This is a genomic window from Pseudonocardia alni (assembly GCF_002813375.1).
In the GTDB taxonomy this organism is placed as follows: domain Bacteria; phylum Actinomycetota; class Actinomycetes; order Mycobacteriales; family Pseudonocardiaceae; genus Pseudonocardia; species Pseudonocardia alni.
Map to the genome: position 1 here is coordinate 4,067,669 of NZ_PHUJ01000003.1, position 13,829 is coordinate 4,081,497.

Annotated in this window: 16 protein-coding genes and 1 tRNA gene; 11 read left to right on the top strand and 6 right to left on the bottom strand. The window is 75.7% G+C overall.

What is annotated here, in order from left to right:
• The first annotated feature begins 96 nt into the window (after window positions 1–96).
• Entirely contained in the window at window positions 97–264 is a 168-nt protein-coding gene (locus ATL51_RS28705) for a hypothetical protein (RefSeq protein WP_167379102.1), read from the top strand.
• Window positions 265–322: 58 nt separating this feature from the next.
• Here the strand turns inward: ATL51_RS28705 and ATL51_RS20165 are convergent, their stop codons facing one another.
• From ATL51_RS20165 to ATL51_RS20175, 3 genes are all read right to left on the bottom strand, one after another.
• Entirely contained in the window at window positions 323–973 is a 651-nt protein-coding gene (locus ATL51_RS20165; protein ID WP_100879578.1) for an SAF domain-containing protein, read from the bottom strand.
• A gap of 100 nt (window positions 974–1,073) precedes the next feature.
• Window positions 1,074–1,433: an FmdB family zinc ribbon protein gene (locus ATL51_RS20170; RefSeq protein ID WP_100879579.1), complete on the bottom strand. Its 360-nt coding sequence runs from the start codon at window positions 1,431–1,433 to the stop codon at window positions 1,074–1,076.
• 107 nt (window positions 1,434–1,540) lie between these two features.
• Window positions 1,541–2,188, bottom strand: a complete 648-nt coding sequence (locus ATL51_RS20175) for a 5-formyltetrahydrofolate cyclo-ligase (protein WP_301549104.1) — start codon at window positions 2,186–2,188, stop codon at window positions 1,541–1,543.
• 36 nt (window positions 2,189–2,224) lie between these two features.
• Here ATL51_RS20175 and ATL51_RS20180 point away from each other — a divergent pair, with 36 nt between their 5' ends.
• From ATL51_RS20180 to ATL51_RS28385, 7 genes are all read left to right on the top strand, one after another.
• Window positions 2,225–3,127, top strand: coding sequence for a UTP--glucose-1-phosphate uridylyltransferase (locus ATL51_RS20180; RefSeq protein WP_100879580.1), 903 nt, complete (start codon window positions 2,225–2,227; stop codon window positions 3,125–3,127).
• A 2-nt stretch (window positions 3,128–3,129) separates the two neighbouring features.
• Window positions 3,130–4,350, top strand: coding sequence for a molybdotransferase-like divisome protein Glp (gene glp / locus ATL51_RS20185; protein WP_100879581.1), 1,221 nt, complete (start codon window positions 3,130–3,132; stop codon window positions 4,348–4,350).
• Between the two features lie 5 nt (window positions 4,351–4,355).
• Window positions 4,356–5,021, top strand: a complete 666-nt coding sequence (locus ATL51_RS20190; RefSeq protein WP_301549105.1) for a GNAT family N-acetyltransferase — start codon at window positions 4,356–4,358, stop codon at window positions 5,019–5,021.
• Between the two features lie 203 nt (window positions 5,022–5,224).
• Complete coding sequence (gene sepX / locus ATL51_RS29730) at window positions 5,225–6,406, top strand: divisome protein SepX/GlpR (protein ID WP_157818461.1); 1,182 nt, start codon at window positions 5,225–5,227, stop codon at window positions 6,404–6,406.
• A 52-nt stretch (window positions 6,407–6,458) separates the two neighbouring features.
• Window positions 6,459–6,534, top strand: a tRNA-Ala gene (locus tag ATL51_RS20200).
• A gap of 58 nt (window positions 6,535–6,592) precedes the next feature.
• A complete protein-coding gene (locus ATL51_RS20205) occupies window positions 6,593–7,135 on the top strand; it encodes a GNAT family N-acetyltransferase (RefSeq protein WP_100879583.1) in 543 nt (180 codons plus the stop codon).
• A 66-nt stretch (window positions 7,136–7,201) separates the two neighbouring features.
• Window positions 7,202–8,062, top strand: coding sequence for a helix-turn-helix domain-containing protein (locus tag ATL51_RS28385; RefSeq protein WP_157818462.1), 861 nt, complete (start codon window positions 7,202–7,204; stop codon window positions 8,060–8,062).
• A 20-nt stretch (window positions 8,063–8,082) separates the two neighbouring features.
• Here ATL51_RS28385 and ATL51_RS20215 read toward each other — a convergent pair whose 3' ends face one another.
• The 3 genes from ATL51_RS20215 to ATL51_RS20225 all read right to left on the bottom strand — a co-directional run bounded on the left by ATL51_RS20215 (window position 8,083) and on the right by ATL51_RS20225 (window position 11,280).
• Window positions 8,083–9,126, bottom strand: coding sequence for a CopD family protein (locus ATL51_RS20215; protein WP_100879584.1), 1,044 nt, complete (start codon window positions 9,124–9,126; stop codon window positions 8,083–8,085).
• Window positions 9,057–9,623, bottom strand: a complete 567-nt coding sequence (locus tag ATL51_RS20220; RefSeq protein ID WP_208623040.1) for a copper resistance CopC family protein — start codon at window positions 9,621–9,623, stop codon at window positions 9,057–9,059. The genes ATL51_RS20215 and ATL51_RS20220 overlap by 70 nt, the downstream gene beginning before the upstream one ends.
• Before the next feature lie 61 nt (window positions 9,624–9,684).
• A complete protein-coding gene (locus ATL51_RS20225) occupies window positions 9,685–11,280 on the bottom strand; it encodes a dolichyl-phosphate-mannose--protein mannosyltransferase (protein ID WP_100880831.1) in 1,596 nt (531 codons plus the stop codon).
• A gap of 25 nt (window positions 11,281–11,305) precedes the next feature.
• Between ATL51_RS20225 and rsmI the strand changes: the two genes are divergently transcribed.
• From rsmI to ATL51_RS20240, 3 genes are read left to right on the top strand one after another with little or no spacing between them, the layout of a single operon-like run.
• A complete protein-coding gene (rsmI, locus tag ATL51_RS20230; RefSeq protein WP_167410027.1) occupies window positions 11,306–12,181 on the top strand; it encodes a 16S rRNA (cytidine(1402)-2'-O)-methyltransferase in 876 nt (291 codons plus the stop codon).
• A gap of 59 nt (window positions 12,182–12,240) precedes the next feature.
• Entirely contained in the window at window positions 12,241–13,383 is a 1,143-nt protein-coding gene (locus ATL51_RS20235; protein ID WP_100879585.1) for an epoxide hydrolase family protein, read from the top strand.
• Window positions 13,380–13,784 (top strand): TIGR03618 family F420-dependent PPOX class oxidoreductase, encoded by a 405-nt coding sequence (locus ATL51_RS20240; protein WP_301549106.1) that lies wholly within the window; start codon window positions 13,380–13,382, stop codon window positions 13,782–13,784. Before ATL51_RS20235 ends, ATL51_RS20240 begins: the two co-directional genes overlap by 4 nt.
• Window positions 13,785–13,829: the final 45 nt, after the last annotated feature.

The window sequence follows — 13,829 nt, forward strand, 5'->3', positions numbered from 1 at the left end:
CCGGACGCGTCGTCGTGGGGCGGCGCGAGTACGGCACGGCACGGTGACGCGGGATCGGTGTCCACCCGCGCCGCCCGCGCACGGCACCATGGGGCCATGAGCGAGCCCGCGGACCGGATGCGCCGACGGATCGAGGAGATCTTCGGCGACGACCCCTCGACCACCGCCGACGAGCGGGCCGACTACGGCGCCGCCGACGAGCGCGACACCGCGGACCCCGACCGCTGGTTCACCGAGAACCGTCCCCCGCACCACGGCGGCTGACCGGCCGGAGCGCGTTCGGAGACCGAGGGCGGCCCGCACCGCGGGGACGGCGCGGGGCTCAGCGCAGGGTGACCGTGACCTCGCCGGCCAGCGTCGCGGCGGCCACCGCGGTCGCCTCCGCCTCGGGCAGCGCGACCAGCACCAGCGGTCCCGGGTCCGCCCGCGCCCCGGCGGCCCCGGGGGCGGGTGGCAGCACCGCCACCACCCCGGCCCGCGCGGCCAGCACGCGGGCGCCGTCCGGGTCGCCCGCCACGACGTCCACCCGGGAACCGGGGGACAGCAGCGCGGCCACCGCCGGATCGGCCGGGCGCAGCGGCACCGCCGAGGCGCCCGGCCCACCGGTGACGACGGCGAGCGCGGATCCGACCAGCCGCAGCTCGCCGATCGGCTCGCCCGCGGTCACCGGTCCGGCGAGCAGCCGCCCGGCCACGGCGTCGGGCGCGGTCAGGGCACCGGCGGGGGCGAGGGCGGGCGGCCAGGAGGCCACGACGACGTCGGCCGGGCCCAGTGCCGTGCCGGGGGCGAGGTCACGGGCCGCGACCAGTACCGGGACCCGCTCGTCACCCGCGGCGGGGAGCAGTGCCACGACCACGGCCGCGACCGCGAGGGTGGCGGCCAGCACCCGGCGGGCCAGCAACGCCCGTGACCAGGAGGGCCGCCGCAGCAGCCGGTCCCACGGGCGGTCCGCCCGCTGTGTCTGCTCCGCCATGGCCGCCCCTCCGCCGTCGTCGTTCCGACGCTAGGGCGGGACTCGGCCGGTGACGGGCCGATCCACCGGCCTGTGGACAACCCGGCCGGTTGTGGACGGATCAGGAAGCGGCGGCCTTCGAGGACGACGCGCCGGCCGAGCTCGACGAGGAGCTCGACGACGAGGAGTCCGAGGAGGACGAGGAGCTCGACGAGGACGAGGAGTCCGAGGACGACGAGCTCGACGATGAGCTGTCGGACTTCGCCGACTCGGACGAGGCCCCGGACCCGCTGCTCACCGAGCCCGAGCGGGAGTCGGTGCGGTAGAAGCCGCTGCCCTTGAACACGATGCCCACCGAGGAGAAGACCTTGCGCAGCTTCCCGCCGCAGTTCGGGCAGGTGCTGAGGGCGTCGTCGGAGAACGACTGCACCGCCTCGAAGCGGTGGTCACACGCGGTGCATGCGTACTGGTAGGTCGGCACAACATCCTCCGGACGAACTGGGGCGGTGCCCGCCCGCGGGCTGGCACTCGGCGAGAACGAGTGCCAGCATACTCCGAGGCAACGGTCGCTCCGACCCGTCCACACGGTCAGGGCGAGAGATGCACCACCCCGTCCCGAGCCAGGACTGCGGCCCCCACCGCGACGTCGTGGTCCTCGGCCGGGACGTCGTCGAGCAGCTCGCCGTCGTGCAGCGGGACGACCAGCAGGGCGCCGGGCGCGGCGAGCGCGAGCGTCCGGTCGTAGAAGCCGCCGCCGCGGCCCAGGCGTCGCCCGCGCCGGTCGACGGCCAGTGCGGGCACCACCACCAGGCCGGCCGACGCGAGCGCGGCGGGCCCGAGCCGGGGACCGGTCGGCTCGACGACCCCGAGCGGCCCGGGGGCCAGGTCGTCCGGGCCGCGGTGGACGGTCCAGTCCAGCGGGCCCGGCGCGTCCGGGACCACCGGGGCGAGGACATCATGACCGGCGGCGACCAGCGCGTCGGGCAGCGACGGCACGCCCGGTCCCGCACCGCCGGGTTCGGTGCCGATCGGCAGGTAGCAGGCCACCGGGCCGGGTGTCGCGGCGGCGAGCGCGCACAGGTGCGCGGACAGCGCGGCGGTCGTCGCCAGCCGGTCGGCGACCGGGCGCCCGCGACGCGCCGCCAGCAGCGTGCGCCGCAGTGACCGCTTGGCGTCAGCGGCTCGCCCACCCTGATCAGGCGACGATCCACCCCTGTCCTCCGCGCGAGCCGTCACGGCTCCAGGCTAGAGCTGTGGCTAGGCTCGCCGACCATGAGCGTGCAGACGTCCAGCGGCACCGGGGCCTTCCGCACCGCCGTCGTCCCGGCGGCGGGTCTGGGCACCCGGTTCCTGCCGACGACCAAGGCCGTGCCGAAGGAGCTGCTCCCCGTCGTCGACACGCCCGGGATCGAGCTGGTCGCCGCGGAGGCCGCCGAGGCCGGCGCACAGCGGCTGCTGATCGTGACCTCCCCCGGCAAGGACTCGGTCGCGGCCTACTTCCGCACCGACGACGAGCTGGTGAAGACCCTGGAGAGCCGCGGCAAGGGCGAGCTGGCCGACAAGGTCCGCCGCGCTCCCGGCCTGCTCGAGGTCGACTCGGTGTACCAGTACGAGCCCAAGGGCCTCGGCCACGCCGTCGCCCAGGCCGGCCCGGCACTGGCCGACGACGAGCAGGCCGTCGCCGTCCTGCTGCCCGACGACCTGGTCCTCCCGACCGGGGTCCTCGCCCGCATGGCGCAGGTCCGCGAGGAGCACGGCGGCAGCGTCCTCTGCGCCTTCGACGTGCCGCGCGAGCAGATCTCGGCCTACGGCGTCTTCGAGGTCTCCGACACCGGCGACGACGACGTCAAGCAGGTCCACGGGATGGTCGAGAAGCCCGCCCCGGACGAGGCTCCGTCGACCTTCGCCGCGGCCGGTCGCTACCTGCTCGACCGTGCGATCTTCGACGCGCTGGACCGGATCACCCCCGGCGCGGGCGGTGAGCTGCAGCTGACCGACGCCGTCGCGCTGCTGATCTCCGAGGGGCACCCGGTACACGTCGTCGTGCACCGCGGCGGCCGCCACGACCTGGGCAACCCCGCCGGGTACGCGCGGGCCTACGTCGACTTCATGCTGCAGCACCCGGAGTACGGCGAGGACCTGCGGACCTGGCTGAACGAGCGACTGAAGGACTGAGAGTGCGCACGGTCACCGATCACCTGTCCCGGATCCTGGACGTGGCGGTGCGCCCGGCCCCGGTGCGCGTCGCGATCACCGACGCGCAGGGGCTGCGCAGCGCCGAGGAGGTCGTCGCGGCGCGTCCGCTGCCGGTCTTCGACCAGGCCGCGATCGACGGCTACGCGGTGCGCAGCGTCGACGTGGCCGGGGCCACCGACGCCTCCCCGGTCACCGTCCCGGTGGTGGGCGAGATCGCCGCCGGGTCGCGTCAGCCGCTGCGGCTGCAGCCCGGCCAGGCCGTCCGCGTCGCGGCGGGGGCGCCGCTGCCGACCCTCGCCGACGCCGTCGCCCCGCTCGGGTGGACCGACGGCGGCACCGCGCGCCTCACGATCCGCCGCGGCGTGCCGTCGGCCGGCTTCGTGCGCCGGGTGGGGGAGGACGTCCAGTCCGGTGACGTCGCCGTCCGCGAGGGCGACGTCGTCGGCTCGGCCCAGGTCGCGATGCTCGCCGCCGCGGGCCGGGACAAGCTGCTGGTGCACCCGCGGCCGCGGGTCTCGGTCGTCTCGGTCGGCGACGAGCTGGTGGAGGTGAGCCGCTCGGCGTCGTCCGGGCAGGTCGCCGACGTCTGCTCGCACGCCGTGGTCGCCGCCGCCCGCGAGGCGGGCGCGGAGACCAACCGGCCCCGCACCGTCGGCGGCAGCGCCGCGGAGATCCGTGGCGCCGTCGAGGACCTGCTGCCGGCGTCGGAGATCGTCGTGGTCTGCGGTGCGGGCGGCGGGACGACCGCGGCCGAGGCCAAGAGCGGGCTGGCCGACCTCGGTGGCATCGACGACACCCGCGTCGCGATGCACCCCGGTTCCGCGCAGGGCTACGGCCGGCTCGGCCCGGACGCCGTGCCGGTGTTCCTGTTCCCGTCGCACCCGGCGACCGCGCTGGTGCTGTTCGAGGTGTTCGTCCGGCCGCTGATCCGGCTGGCGCTGGGCCAGGAGCCGATGCGGCGCACCTGGACCGCCCGGCTGACCTCCCCGATCGTCTCCCCGGCCGGGCGCCGGTCCTACATCCCGGCGCGGCTGCTGCGCTCCGACGACGGCGGCGAGCTGCTCGCCCAGCCGCTCGGTGTGTCGGGCACCCACCTGCTGGCGGTGCTGTCCGAGGTCAACGCGCTGGCGGTCATCGACGAGGACGTGACCGAGATGACCGTCGGTGAGCACGTCGAGCTGGTTCCCCGCGGGCGGAACTGAGCCGCGTGCCGCCGTCCGCCGTCCCCGAACCGCCCGGCGGTCACCCCGGCTGGCCCGCCGTCCTCGGACCGCTGCGGGTGCGCGGGCACGAGGTGGGGCTGCGCCCGGTGCGGCTGCGCGACGGCGGTGACTGGGCCCGGATCCGGGTGCGCGACGAGCACTTCCTGCGCCCCTGGGAGCCGACGACCCACGGCGGGTGGTCCCGCCGCAACTCCGGGGTGGAGTGGCCCGGCCGATGGTGGCTGCTGCGCGGGGCCGCCCGGCGCGGGCTGTCGCTGCCGTTCGCGATCACCGTCGACGGGGCGATGGCCGGCCACGTCATGGTCGGCAACGTCGTGCGGGAGCCGCTGCTGTCGGGCTACGTCGGCTACTGGCTCGACTCGACCCTGGGCGGGCGCGGGATCACCACCGCGGCCGTCGCTCTCGTCCTCGACCACTGTTTCGGCCCGGTGCGGCTGCACCGCGTCGAGGCCACGGTCCGCCCGGAGAACGTGGCCAGCATCGCGGTGCTCGCCCGGCTCGGGCTGCGCCGCGAGGGACTGTTGCAGCGCTACCTCGACGTCGACGGCGCCTGGCGCGACCACTACGCCTACGCGGTGACCGCCGAGGAGGTCCCGCCGGGTGGTTTCGCGGCCCGGCTGGTGCGGGACGGACGCGCCTCGCGGGCCTGACCCTGCGCAGCACCGACACCTCGCCTGATCACTCACCGGAGTCACACGTGTACCGCACGTCCCTGGTTTCGCACCCTCCGTCCGAGGGACCACGGCGCGTCGCGACCCGGGTGCGGAGGTCCGCCCGATTACGGTGATCGGTGGTGGCGCGGATCGGGGCCGTTCCACCGGGTGGACTGCGCCGGTCGGGGGAGGAGGCAGCAGTGCCCAGCTCTCTGATCTTCGTGGGTCTGGTCGTGCTCTGGCTGCTGATCCTCGTTCCGACCGTCGCCCGGCGCCAGCAGGAAGTGGCCCGGCTCAGCCCGGCGCTGCTGTCCGGGCGGGTGCTGGAACGTCCCGCGCGGCATCGACACCCGGAGGTTCTTGTGACACAGCGATCCGGTCCGACCACGGTCGGCGAGCTGGCGGAGGCGCGGGACGACGTCCCCGCTCCCCGTGAGCGCTCCGACGAGGCCGACCAGTACGCCTACGACGACGTCGAGGACACCGAGATCGACGACGAGGGCCGCGTCCGCGGCCCCGCAGGCGACGACCACGACGACCACCTCGTCGGCCACGACGACGCCGATCCCGACGAGCGGGTCCGGTCGGACCGGGAGCGCGACCCCCGGCCCGACGACGACCACGAGCCCGCCGGGCCCGTCGACGCCGACGACGAGCACGGGACCGGCGCCGACGGCCTCGACGAGGTCGACGACCTCGACGAGGAGGGCTGGTCCCGCCCGCCGGCCCGCTACCGCCCCGGCCGCGGGGGCTTCGACCCCGAGGCCGCCGCCGCGGCCGCGCACGCCAAGTACGCGTTCCGCCAGCGCGTCGTGCTCGGTCTGCTGGTCCTGCTGCTCGCCGCCGGCGCGGCCGCGCTGCTGGTCTCGACGGTGTTCTGGTGGGTCACCGGTGTCGTCGGCGCCGGCCTGGTCGGCTACCTGACCTATCTGCGCCGCCAGGTCCGCATCGAGGAGGGCATCCGGGCCCGCCGCGCCGCACGCCTGGCCGGCACCCGGCAGTCCCCGGCCGCCGACGACCCCGAGCTCGACGAGTGGGCCCACCGCGGCCGCGACGCCTCCGCCGAGGAGCGGGCCGACGACGAGATCCGCGCGACCGCCGCCACCGTCAGCACGGGCACCGACGAGGACGACGACTGGACCGCCGACGACGGTGAGCCCACCCGGGTCCGCGGCACCGGCGAGCCGCTGGGTGTGCTCCCGGCCCGCGGACGCACCGTCGAGGGGCCCGTCGGGACCGAGCACGAGTCGTCGCTCCCGCGTCTCGCCGCGGCCCCGCCGCCGCCGGTCCCGGCCGGGACGTCGCTGGTCGACGTGGACGCCGAGGAGGAGCCCGACGAGTTCGACACGGGCACCCCCCACCGGCGTGCGGTGGGCGAATAGGGGTCTGTTAGGGTTCTTCAGGTCAGCCCGCGAGGGCGGGCCTGAGACACTTGGGGCTGTAGCGCAGTTGGTAGCGCGTCTCGTTCGCATCGAGAAGGTCAGGGGTTCGATTCCCCTCAGCTCCACCACCACACGGCCGGACCCGACGGGTCCGGCCGTTCCTCGTGGCAGGCTTACTGTGGTCACATGGCCGATCCGATCGCGCCCACCGTCCGCGCCGCCGTCCCCGCCGACGCCCCCGGGATCGCCGACGTCTGCACCCGCGCCTACCGGGCCACCTACCGCGACCTGCTGCCGGAGGCGTTCGTCGACGCCGTCGTCGTCCGCTTCTACGACGAGACGAGGGTGCGGTCCGAGACCGTCCCCGCCCCGCCGCACTGGCTGGGCTACGTGGTCGCCGAGGAGGCGGGCACGGTGGTCGGCGCGGCCGGCGGGGCGATCACCGGGGCCGGCGTCGGCGAACTCTACGTCCTCTACCTCGACCCGGACCGTCGCGGCGAGGGGATCGGCACCCGGCTGCTCGACCACGTCACCGCCCAGCTGTGCGACCACGGCGCGACGGGGATGTGGGTGAGCGTCGCCGAGGGCAACGACCTGGGCGTCCCGTTCTACCGGGCCCGTGGCTTCGTCGAGCGCGACCGGGTGCCGATGCACACCTCCGCCGCGGACGACGGCCTGTGGTCGCTGCGGATGCACCTGGTCATCGCGAGATCCTCTCGTCAATCGTGACGATCTTCGTGGGACGGTGCCCGTTCCCCCTGGCCCCTCGTGATCGCAGGCCGGATACTCGTCCGGGTGACCGAATCCCCTGACGGTCGTCCCCTCGACTCCCCGGACCAGTTCTGCCGCGACTTCGCCGCCGCGCTCGACGCCCGCGGCGTGTCCGTCCGCGAGGCCGCGGAGCGGTCGAACTGGAGCAAGAGCGCGATCGGCAACGCCCGCACCGGACCCCGCCTGCCCCGCGCCGACCTGGTGACGACGGTGCTCGCCGCCGTGGGGGTGCCCGAGGTGGAGGTACGGGGCTGGGCGCGCCGGCACGCGGTGCTGGCCGCGGCTCCCGCAGCGCCCGCGTCGCCCGCCACGGCCCCGGCGAGGTCCACGGCGACCCTCTCCGCGGACGTGCCGCCACCGTCCGCGGGAGCACCTGCGGTCCCGGACGCGACCGCGGCCCCGGCGGCGGGCCCGCAGGAGACCGGGGGACGTACGACGCGGGCGGTGGTCGTCGCCGTACTGGTCACCGGCATGGCCTCGGGCGCCGCAGGCTGGTTCACCGCCCGGACGGCGGGCACACCGATCGCGGCGGGACCGGTCGTCGTCACGGTCCAGAACAAGGTCGCGCTCGGCGCGGAGGACCTCGTCGAGGACTCCGGGCCCGCCTACCTCTCGTCACGGGCGATCGCGTTCTGCGGTACCCGGGGCTGCCGGGAGGACGGCACCGACGTCGTCAGCGGGGCGCTGCTGCCCGCCACCTGCACGGTCGTCGGTGAGCGGATGTGGAACCACAACCTCGACTCGCCCGCCGCGCGCAACCCGCACCGGGTCGAGTCCGAGCTCTGGTACCGGGTGAGCTGGCCGGACGGGCGCTCCGGCTACCTCTCGGAGGTGTACCTGGAGCCGGCGTCCCGCGGCGGGCTCGGTCTTCCGGCCTGCGGTTGACCTCGCCTCCCGCCGACCGCTCAGGCGGTGTGGGTCAGGGTCGCGGCGACGCCGGTCGCCGCGACCAGCACGAGGACCTCCACCGCCGCCCACACCTGCACCGGCAGCCGCCCGGCGCGCAGCCGGGCCCGCGTCGCGCCGCCCAGCGCGGCGGCGCAGGCCAGCAGCACGACCTTGGTGAGGACGACCGCGCCGTAGGCCGTCGTGACCAGGTCCGTGGGGGAGGTCAGCCGCGCGGTGGCGGCGAGCAGCCCGGTCACCCCCAGCACGACGACGGCGGCGAGCGCGAGCCGGGAGAACCGGGGCACCGCGACGGTGCGCACGTCGGCGTCGCGGGCGGTGACCAGCATTGCGCCGAGCCCGCCCACCCACAGCAGCGCCGCCGCGACGTGGGCGACGACCGCCGGCACCGCGTACGCCGCGACCGTCGACGCCGCGGTGTGCCCGGTCGCCGCGGGCGCCGCCGCCGCGACGACGACCACCATCAGCGCCAGCACCGCGGGCCCCGGACCGGCGCCCGGCCGGGCCGGCCGCGACCCGGCGACGCCGATCAGCGCGAGCACCGCGGCCAGCGCCACCAGCTGGCCGGTCCCGGCACGCGGACCGGCCAGGAAACCCAGCAGGTCCGGGCCGCGCACGTCGGCGAGCCCGCGCCCGGACACGACCGCGCCCCGGACGAACGTCTCGACCAGCAGCACCCCGAGCCAGAGCGGCGCGACGGTCGTCAGGACCCGGTCGGCGCCGGGAACCCGGTCGGGTGCGAGCAGCGCGACCAGCGTCGCACCCGCCGCGACCACCGCGGCCAGGTCCGCCGCGGCCCGCACGACCGTCCGGGCCAGGTCGAGCGCGACGCCGTCCGGCCCGATGCCACCGGTGACCCCGGCGACGACGACCGCGGCCCCCACCAGCACCGCGACCCACCCGGCGACCGCGGGCGCGGGCTCGCGGACCGGGTCGCGGAGGACGCCGCCGCCGGGGGAGGTCCCGTCGATGGTCAGGCCCGCGACCGGCGCAGCGCGAACACGGCCCCGGCCCCGATCACGACGACGGCGAGCACCACCCACGGCCAGACCGGGGCGCCGCCGTCGTCGGCCGCGGCGGGGATGGTCTGCGGCGCGGTCTCCGGCGCGGCGGCCGTCGGCGCTGCGGCGGCGGGTGCGGGGGTCGTAGCGGCCGCGCCGGGGCCGGGGGAGGTCAGGGTGAACGGCACCGTGCCCGAGACGGGGTGGCCGTCGTCGGAGACCACCCGGTAGGTGACCGTGTACGCACCGGCCGCGCCGAGCGGGCGCAGCGGGACGGTGAGGGTGGCGCCCTCGCCGGTGGCGGGGCCCGCCGCGTGGTCGGTGCCGTCCGGGCCGGTCACCGAGACCGACGCGTCGGCGGCCGCGATCTCTTCGGAGAAGGTCAGCGACACCGACGTCGGCGCGGTGCCCACCTGCGAGTTCGCGGCGGGCGAGCTGGACTCGAGCTCGGTGTGCGCCCAGGCCGGGGCGGCCCCGGCGACCAGGGCGAGCAGTACGGCGGGGAGGGCGACCGCGAGGCGGCGGAGAACGGGGCTCACGCCGGAGTCGTCGTCGCCGCTGCCTCCGCGGTTCCGTGCCTCACCCGGACGGAGCAACGTCTCAGCGCCACGACGGCAGCCACAGCTCGGCCTGCCAGTGCGCCGTGGTGATCGGGTCGCCGACCAGGATCGGCCACAGCCAGACGAAGTTGACCCCGATCAGCGCCACCCACGTCGCGACCACGAGCAACCCGTTCCGTCGCCGTTGCGCGCTCATCCGGGAGTGGCCCAGCATCTGCCCCATCGCCAGCACGACGCCCAGCACGAGGAACGGCACCACCGGCATCATGTAGAAGAAGTACATCTGCCGGTCGAGGTTGAGGAACCACGGCAGGAAGCCCGCGCCGTAGCCGACGAGCACCGCCGTCCAGCGCCAGTCCACCCGGGTCACGGCCCGCCACAGACCCCAGAGCAGCACCGGGATCGCCGGCCACCACAGCGCGGGCGTTCCGATGAGCATGACCGCCGAGACGCACTCGGTCTCTACGCAGCCGGTGGCGTCGTCGGCGTAGCGGTAGAGCATCGGCCGCAGCCCCATCGGCCAGGTCCAGGGCTTGGACTCCCACGGGTGCGCGCCCGCCGACTGGGTCGTCAGGTTCTCGTGGAAGGCGAGGGCCTGGCCGTGGTAGTACCAGAGCGAGCGCAGTGCGTCGGGCAGCCAGGCGAACGCGCCGCCGGTGCCGATCTCCCGGCCGACCTGGTGCCGGTCGATGCCGGTCTCGCTGCCGAACCACGCCCACCAGGACCCGACGTAGGTCAGCACCGGGACCAGCGCGAGCGCCCACAGCGCGGGGGCGACGTCGCGGACCATCGTGCCCACCCACGGCCGGGTGACGCCGGCGCGGCGGCGCACCGACACGTCCCACAGCACGCAGAGCACCCCGAACGCGGCGACGTAGTAGGCGCCGTTCCACTTCACCGCGCCGGCCAGGCCGAGTGAGACGCCCGCGGCGAGGCGCCACCAGCGCACCCCCCACCGCGGGCCCCAGACGGTGTCGCCGACCCGCCCCTGCGCGACGACCCGTGCCATCCGGGAGCGGACGTCGTCGCGGTCGGCGAGCAGCGCGGCGAACGCGGCCACCACGAACAGCGCGGAGAAGACGTCGAGCATCCCCATCCGAGACTGCACGTGCGACAGCCCGTCCGCGCACAGCAGCAGCCCCGCCAGCCCGCCCAGTGCGGTCGAGCGGGTCAGCCGACGCCCGGCCCGCACCACCAGCAGCACCGTGAGCACCCCGGCCAGCGCGGCCGAGACCCGCCAGCCGACGCCGTCGTAGCCGAACACCATCTGGCCCAGCGCGATCAGCTGTTTCGCCAGCGGCGGGTGGACGATCTTCTCGTAGCCGGGGTTGGACTCCACCCCGCCGTTGCGGACCATGTCCCAGGCCTGGGGGACGTAGTGCTTCTCGTCGAAGACCGGCGTACCGCGGTCGGTCGGCTCGCCCAGGTCGTAGAACCGCAGCAGCGCCGCGACGAGCACGACGCCCGCGGTCACCAGCCACCCGCGCAGCCGGTCCGACGGCGGCGGCGCCCCGAGCCGGGCGGCCGGGCCGGGATCGGCGCGGCGCAGCGGGGGCGGGGTGCCGCGCGGGGTCAGCCCGGGTTCCGGGGCCGCCCCGGCGACCCGGCTCCCGGCGTCGGCGGTCGTGGAGGCCATCGCCGCCGATCGTAGGCTGGTCCGCGTGACTCCCGCCCCCGACTCCACGCCCGACACGGCCCGGTCCACCGGACGCCTGGTGTTGGCCGCGACCCCGCTGGGCGACCCGCGCGACGCCTCGCCGCGGCTGCGGGAGCTCATCGCCACCGCCGACGTGATCGCCGCCGAGGACACCCGCCGGTTCCGCACCCTCGCCGCGGCACTGCCGGTCACGTACACGGGCCGGATCGTCAGCCACTACGACGCGGTCGAGGCCGAGCGACTCCCCGGCCTGCTGGCCGCGGTCCGCGACGGCGCGACCGTGCTGGTCGTCTCCGACGCCGGCATGCCCGCCGTCTCCGACCCGGGCTACCGGCTCGTCGCCGCGGCCGCCGCGGAGGACCTCCCGGTCACCTGCGCGCCCGGCCCGTCCGCGGTGACCACGGCGCTGGTCCTGTCCGGCCTGCCGTGCGAGCGGTTCTGCTTCGACGGCTTCCCGCCGCGCCGCTCCGGCGAGCGCCGCCGGTGGCTGGGGACCCTGCGCGACGAGCGCCGCGCCGTGGTGTTCTTCGAGTCGCCGCGCCGGACCGCGGACACCCTCGCCGACGCCGTCGCGGTGCTGGGGGAGTCCCGCCGTGCCGCGGTGTGCCGGGAGCTGACCAAGACCCACGAGCAGGTCGTGCGCGGCACCCTGGCCGAGCTGCACACCTGGGCCACCTCCGGCGACGTGCTCGGCGAGGTGACCGTGGTGCTGGCCGGCGCCGAGGCCCGGGAGGCGCCGCCGGTGGAGTCGCTGGTCGACGCCGTCCGGGAGCGCACCGACGACGGCGAGCGTCTCAAGGACGCCGTCGCCGCCGTCGCCGAGGCCGCGGGCGTGCCGAAGCGGGACCTCTACAACGCGACCCTCGCCGCCCGGGACTGACGGCGACCACCTCCACCACGAAACGGATGAAAGCCTCCGCTTCGTGCTAGCGTCGATCGGTGCTCATCACACCGTTCCGACCTGACGTCCCCGACGTGCTCCTCGACCGGCTGCGTGCCCGTCTGGCCGACGTCGACTGGCCCGAGCCGGAGACGGTCACCGACACCTCTCAGGGGCCGCCGCTGCGGGCGATGCAGGAGCTCGTCGAGTACTGGCGCACCGACTACGACTGGCGACGCGCCGAGACCGTGCTCGACGGGTTCGGTCAGTACCGCACGGAGATCGACGGCCTCGGCGTGCACTTCCTGCACGTACGCTCGCCCGAAGCCGATGCGCTCCCGCTGCTGCTGTGCCACGGCTGGCCCGGATCGATCCTCGAGTTCCGCGACGTCATCGGGCCGTTGACCGACCCTGTCGCCCACGGCGGCTCGGCCGAGGACGCCTTCCACGTCGTCGTCCCCTCGATGCCCGGATTCGGCTTCTCCGACCGGCCGACCGGCCCCGGGTGGAACGTGGGTCGCATCGCCCGGGCGTGGGCGGTCCTGATGGACCGGCTCGGTCACGGCGAGCGCTGGGGCGCCCAGGGCGGCGACTGGGGGGCCGCTGTCGTCGACCGCCTCGGCCGTGACGTCCCACCCGGTCTGCGCGGGATCCACCTGAACCTGATCCCCGCGTTCCCGACGGCCGAGGAGGTCGCGGGCGCCAACGCCGAGGAACAGGAGATGATCGCCTCGGCCACGCGGTACCGCGACGGGATGTCGGCCTACGCGTTCGCGCAGAGCACGCGACCGCAGACCATCGGCTACCTGCTCGCCGACAATCCTGTCGGGCTCGCGGCCTGGATCTACGGGTTGTTCCTCGACGTGTCCGACACCGACGGCGCCCCCGCCGCTGCTCTCGGGCTCGACTCGATCCTCGACGACATCATGCTGTACTGGATCCCCGGGGCAGGGGCCTCGTCGGCCCGGCTGTACTGGGAAGCGGCGCAGGAGACCCCGGGGCGCCGGGGCGCCAACCCCACCCCGCTCGGGGTGAGCGTGTTCCCGCGTGAGCCCGTGCGGGCCTCGCGGCGCTGGATCGAGTCCCGCTACGAGCACGTCGTCCACCACCGGGTGCACGACCGTGGTGGACACTTCGCTGCGCTGGAGCAGCCGGCTGCGCTGGTCGAGGACATCCGGGCGACCTTCGTGGGGCTGCGGTGAGCACGCCGATCGCACTGCCCGCGCCTGTGCTGGAGCTGCTGCGCTCCGGCGTCCGGTGCTTCGTCGCCACGACCGACGCCGACGGGAAGCCCCAGCTCACCCAGACCTGGGTCGACACCGACGGCACCCACGTCCTGGTCAACACCGTCGAGGGCCACCGCAAGCTCGCGAACCTGCGGCGCGATCCCCGGGTCTCGGTGGCCGTGTGCGGCACCGACGACGCCGCTTACTGGGGGCTGCGCGGTCATGTCGTCGCGTTCACGAAGGAGGGCGCGGCGGAGCACATCGACGAGCTGGCGCAGCGCTACACGGGCGGCCCGTACCGGGCGGTCCCCGGGAGCGCCGGGGCGCGGGTCCTGCTGCGGATCTCGGTCGACCGGGTGGTGCACCGACCGTGGTGACACGCCCCGCCCGGCCGCATCCACCGACGTGCCCCGTCCCCGGGC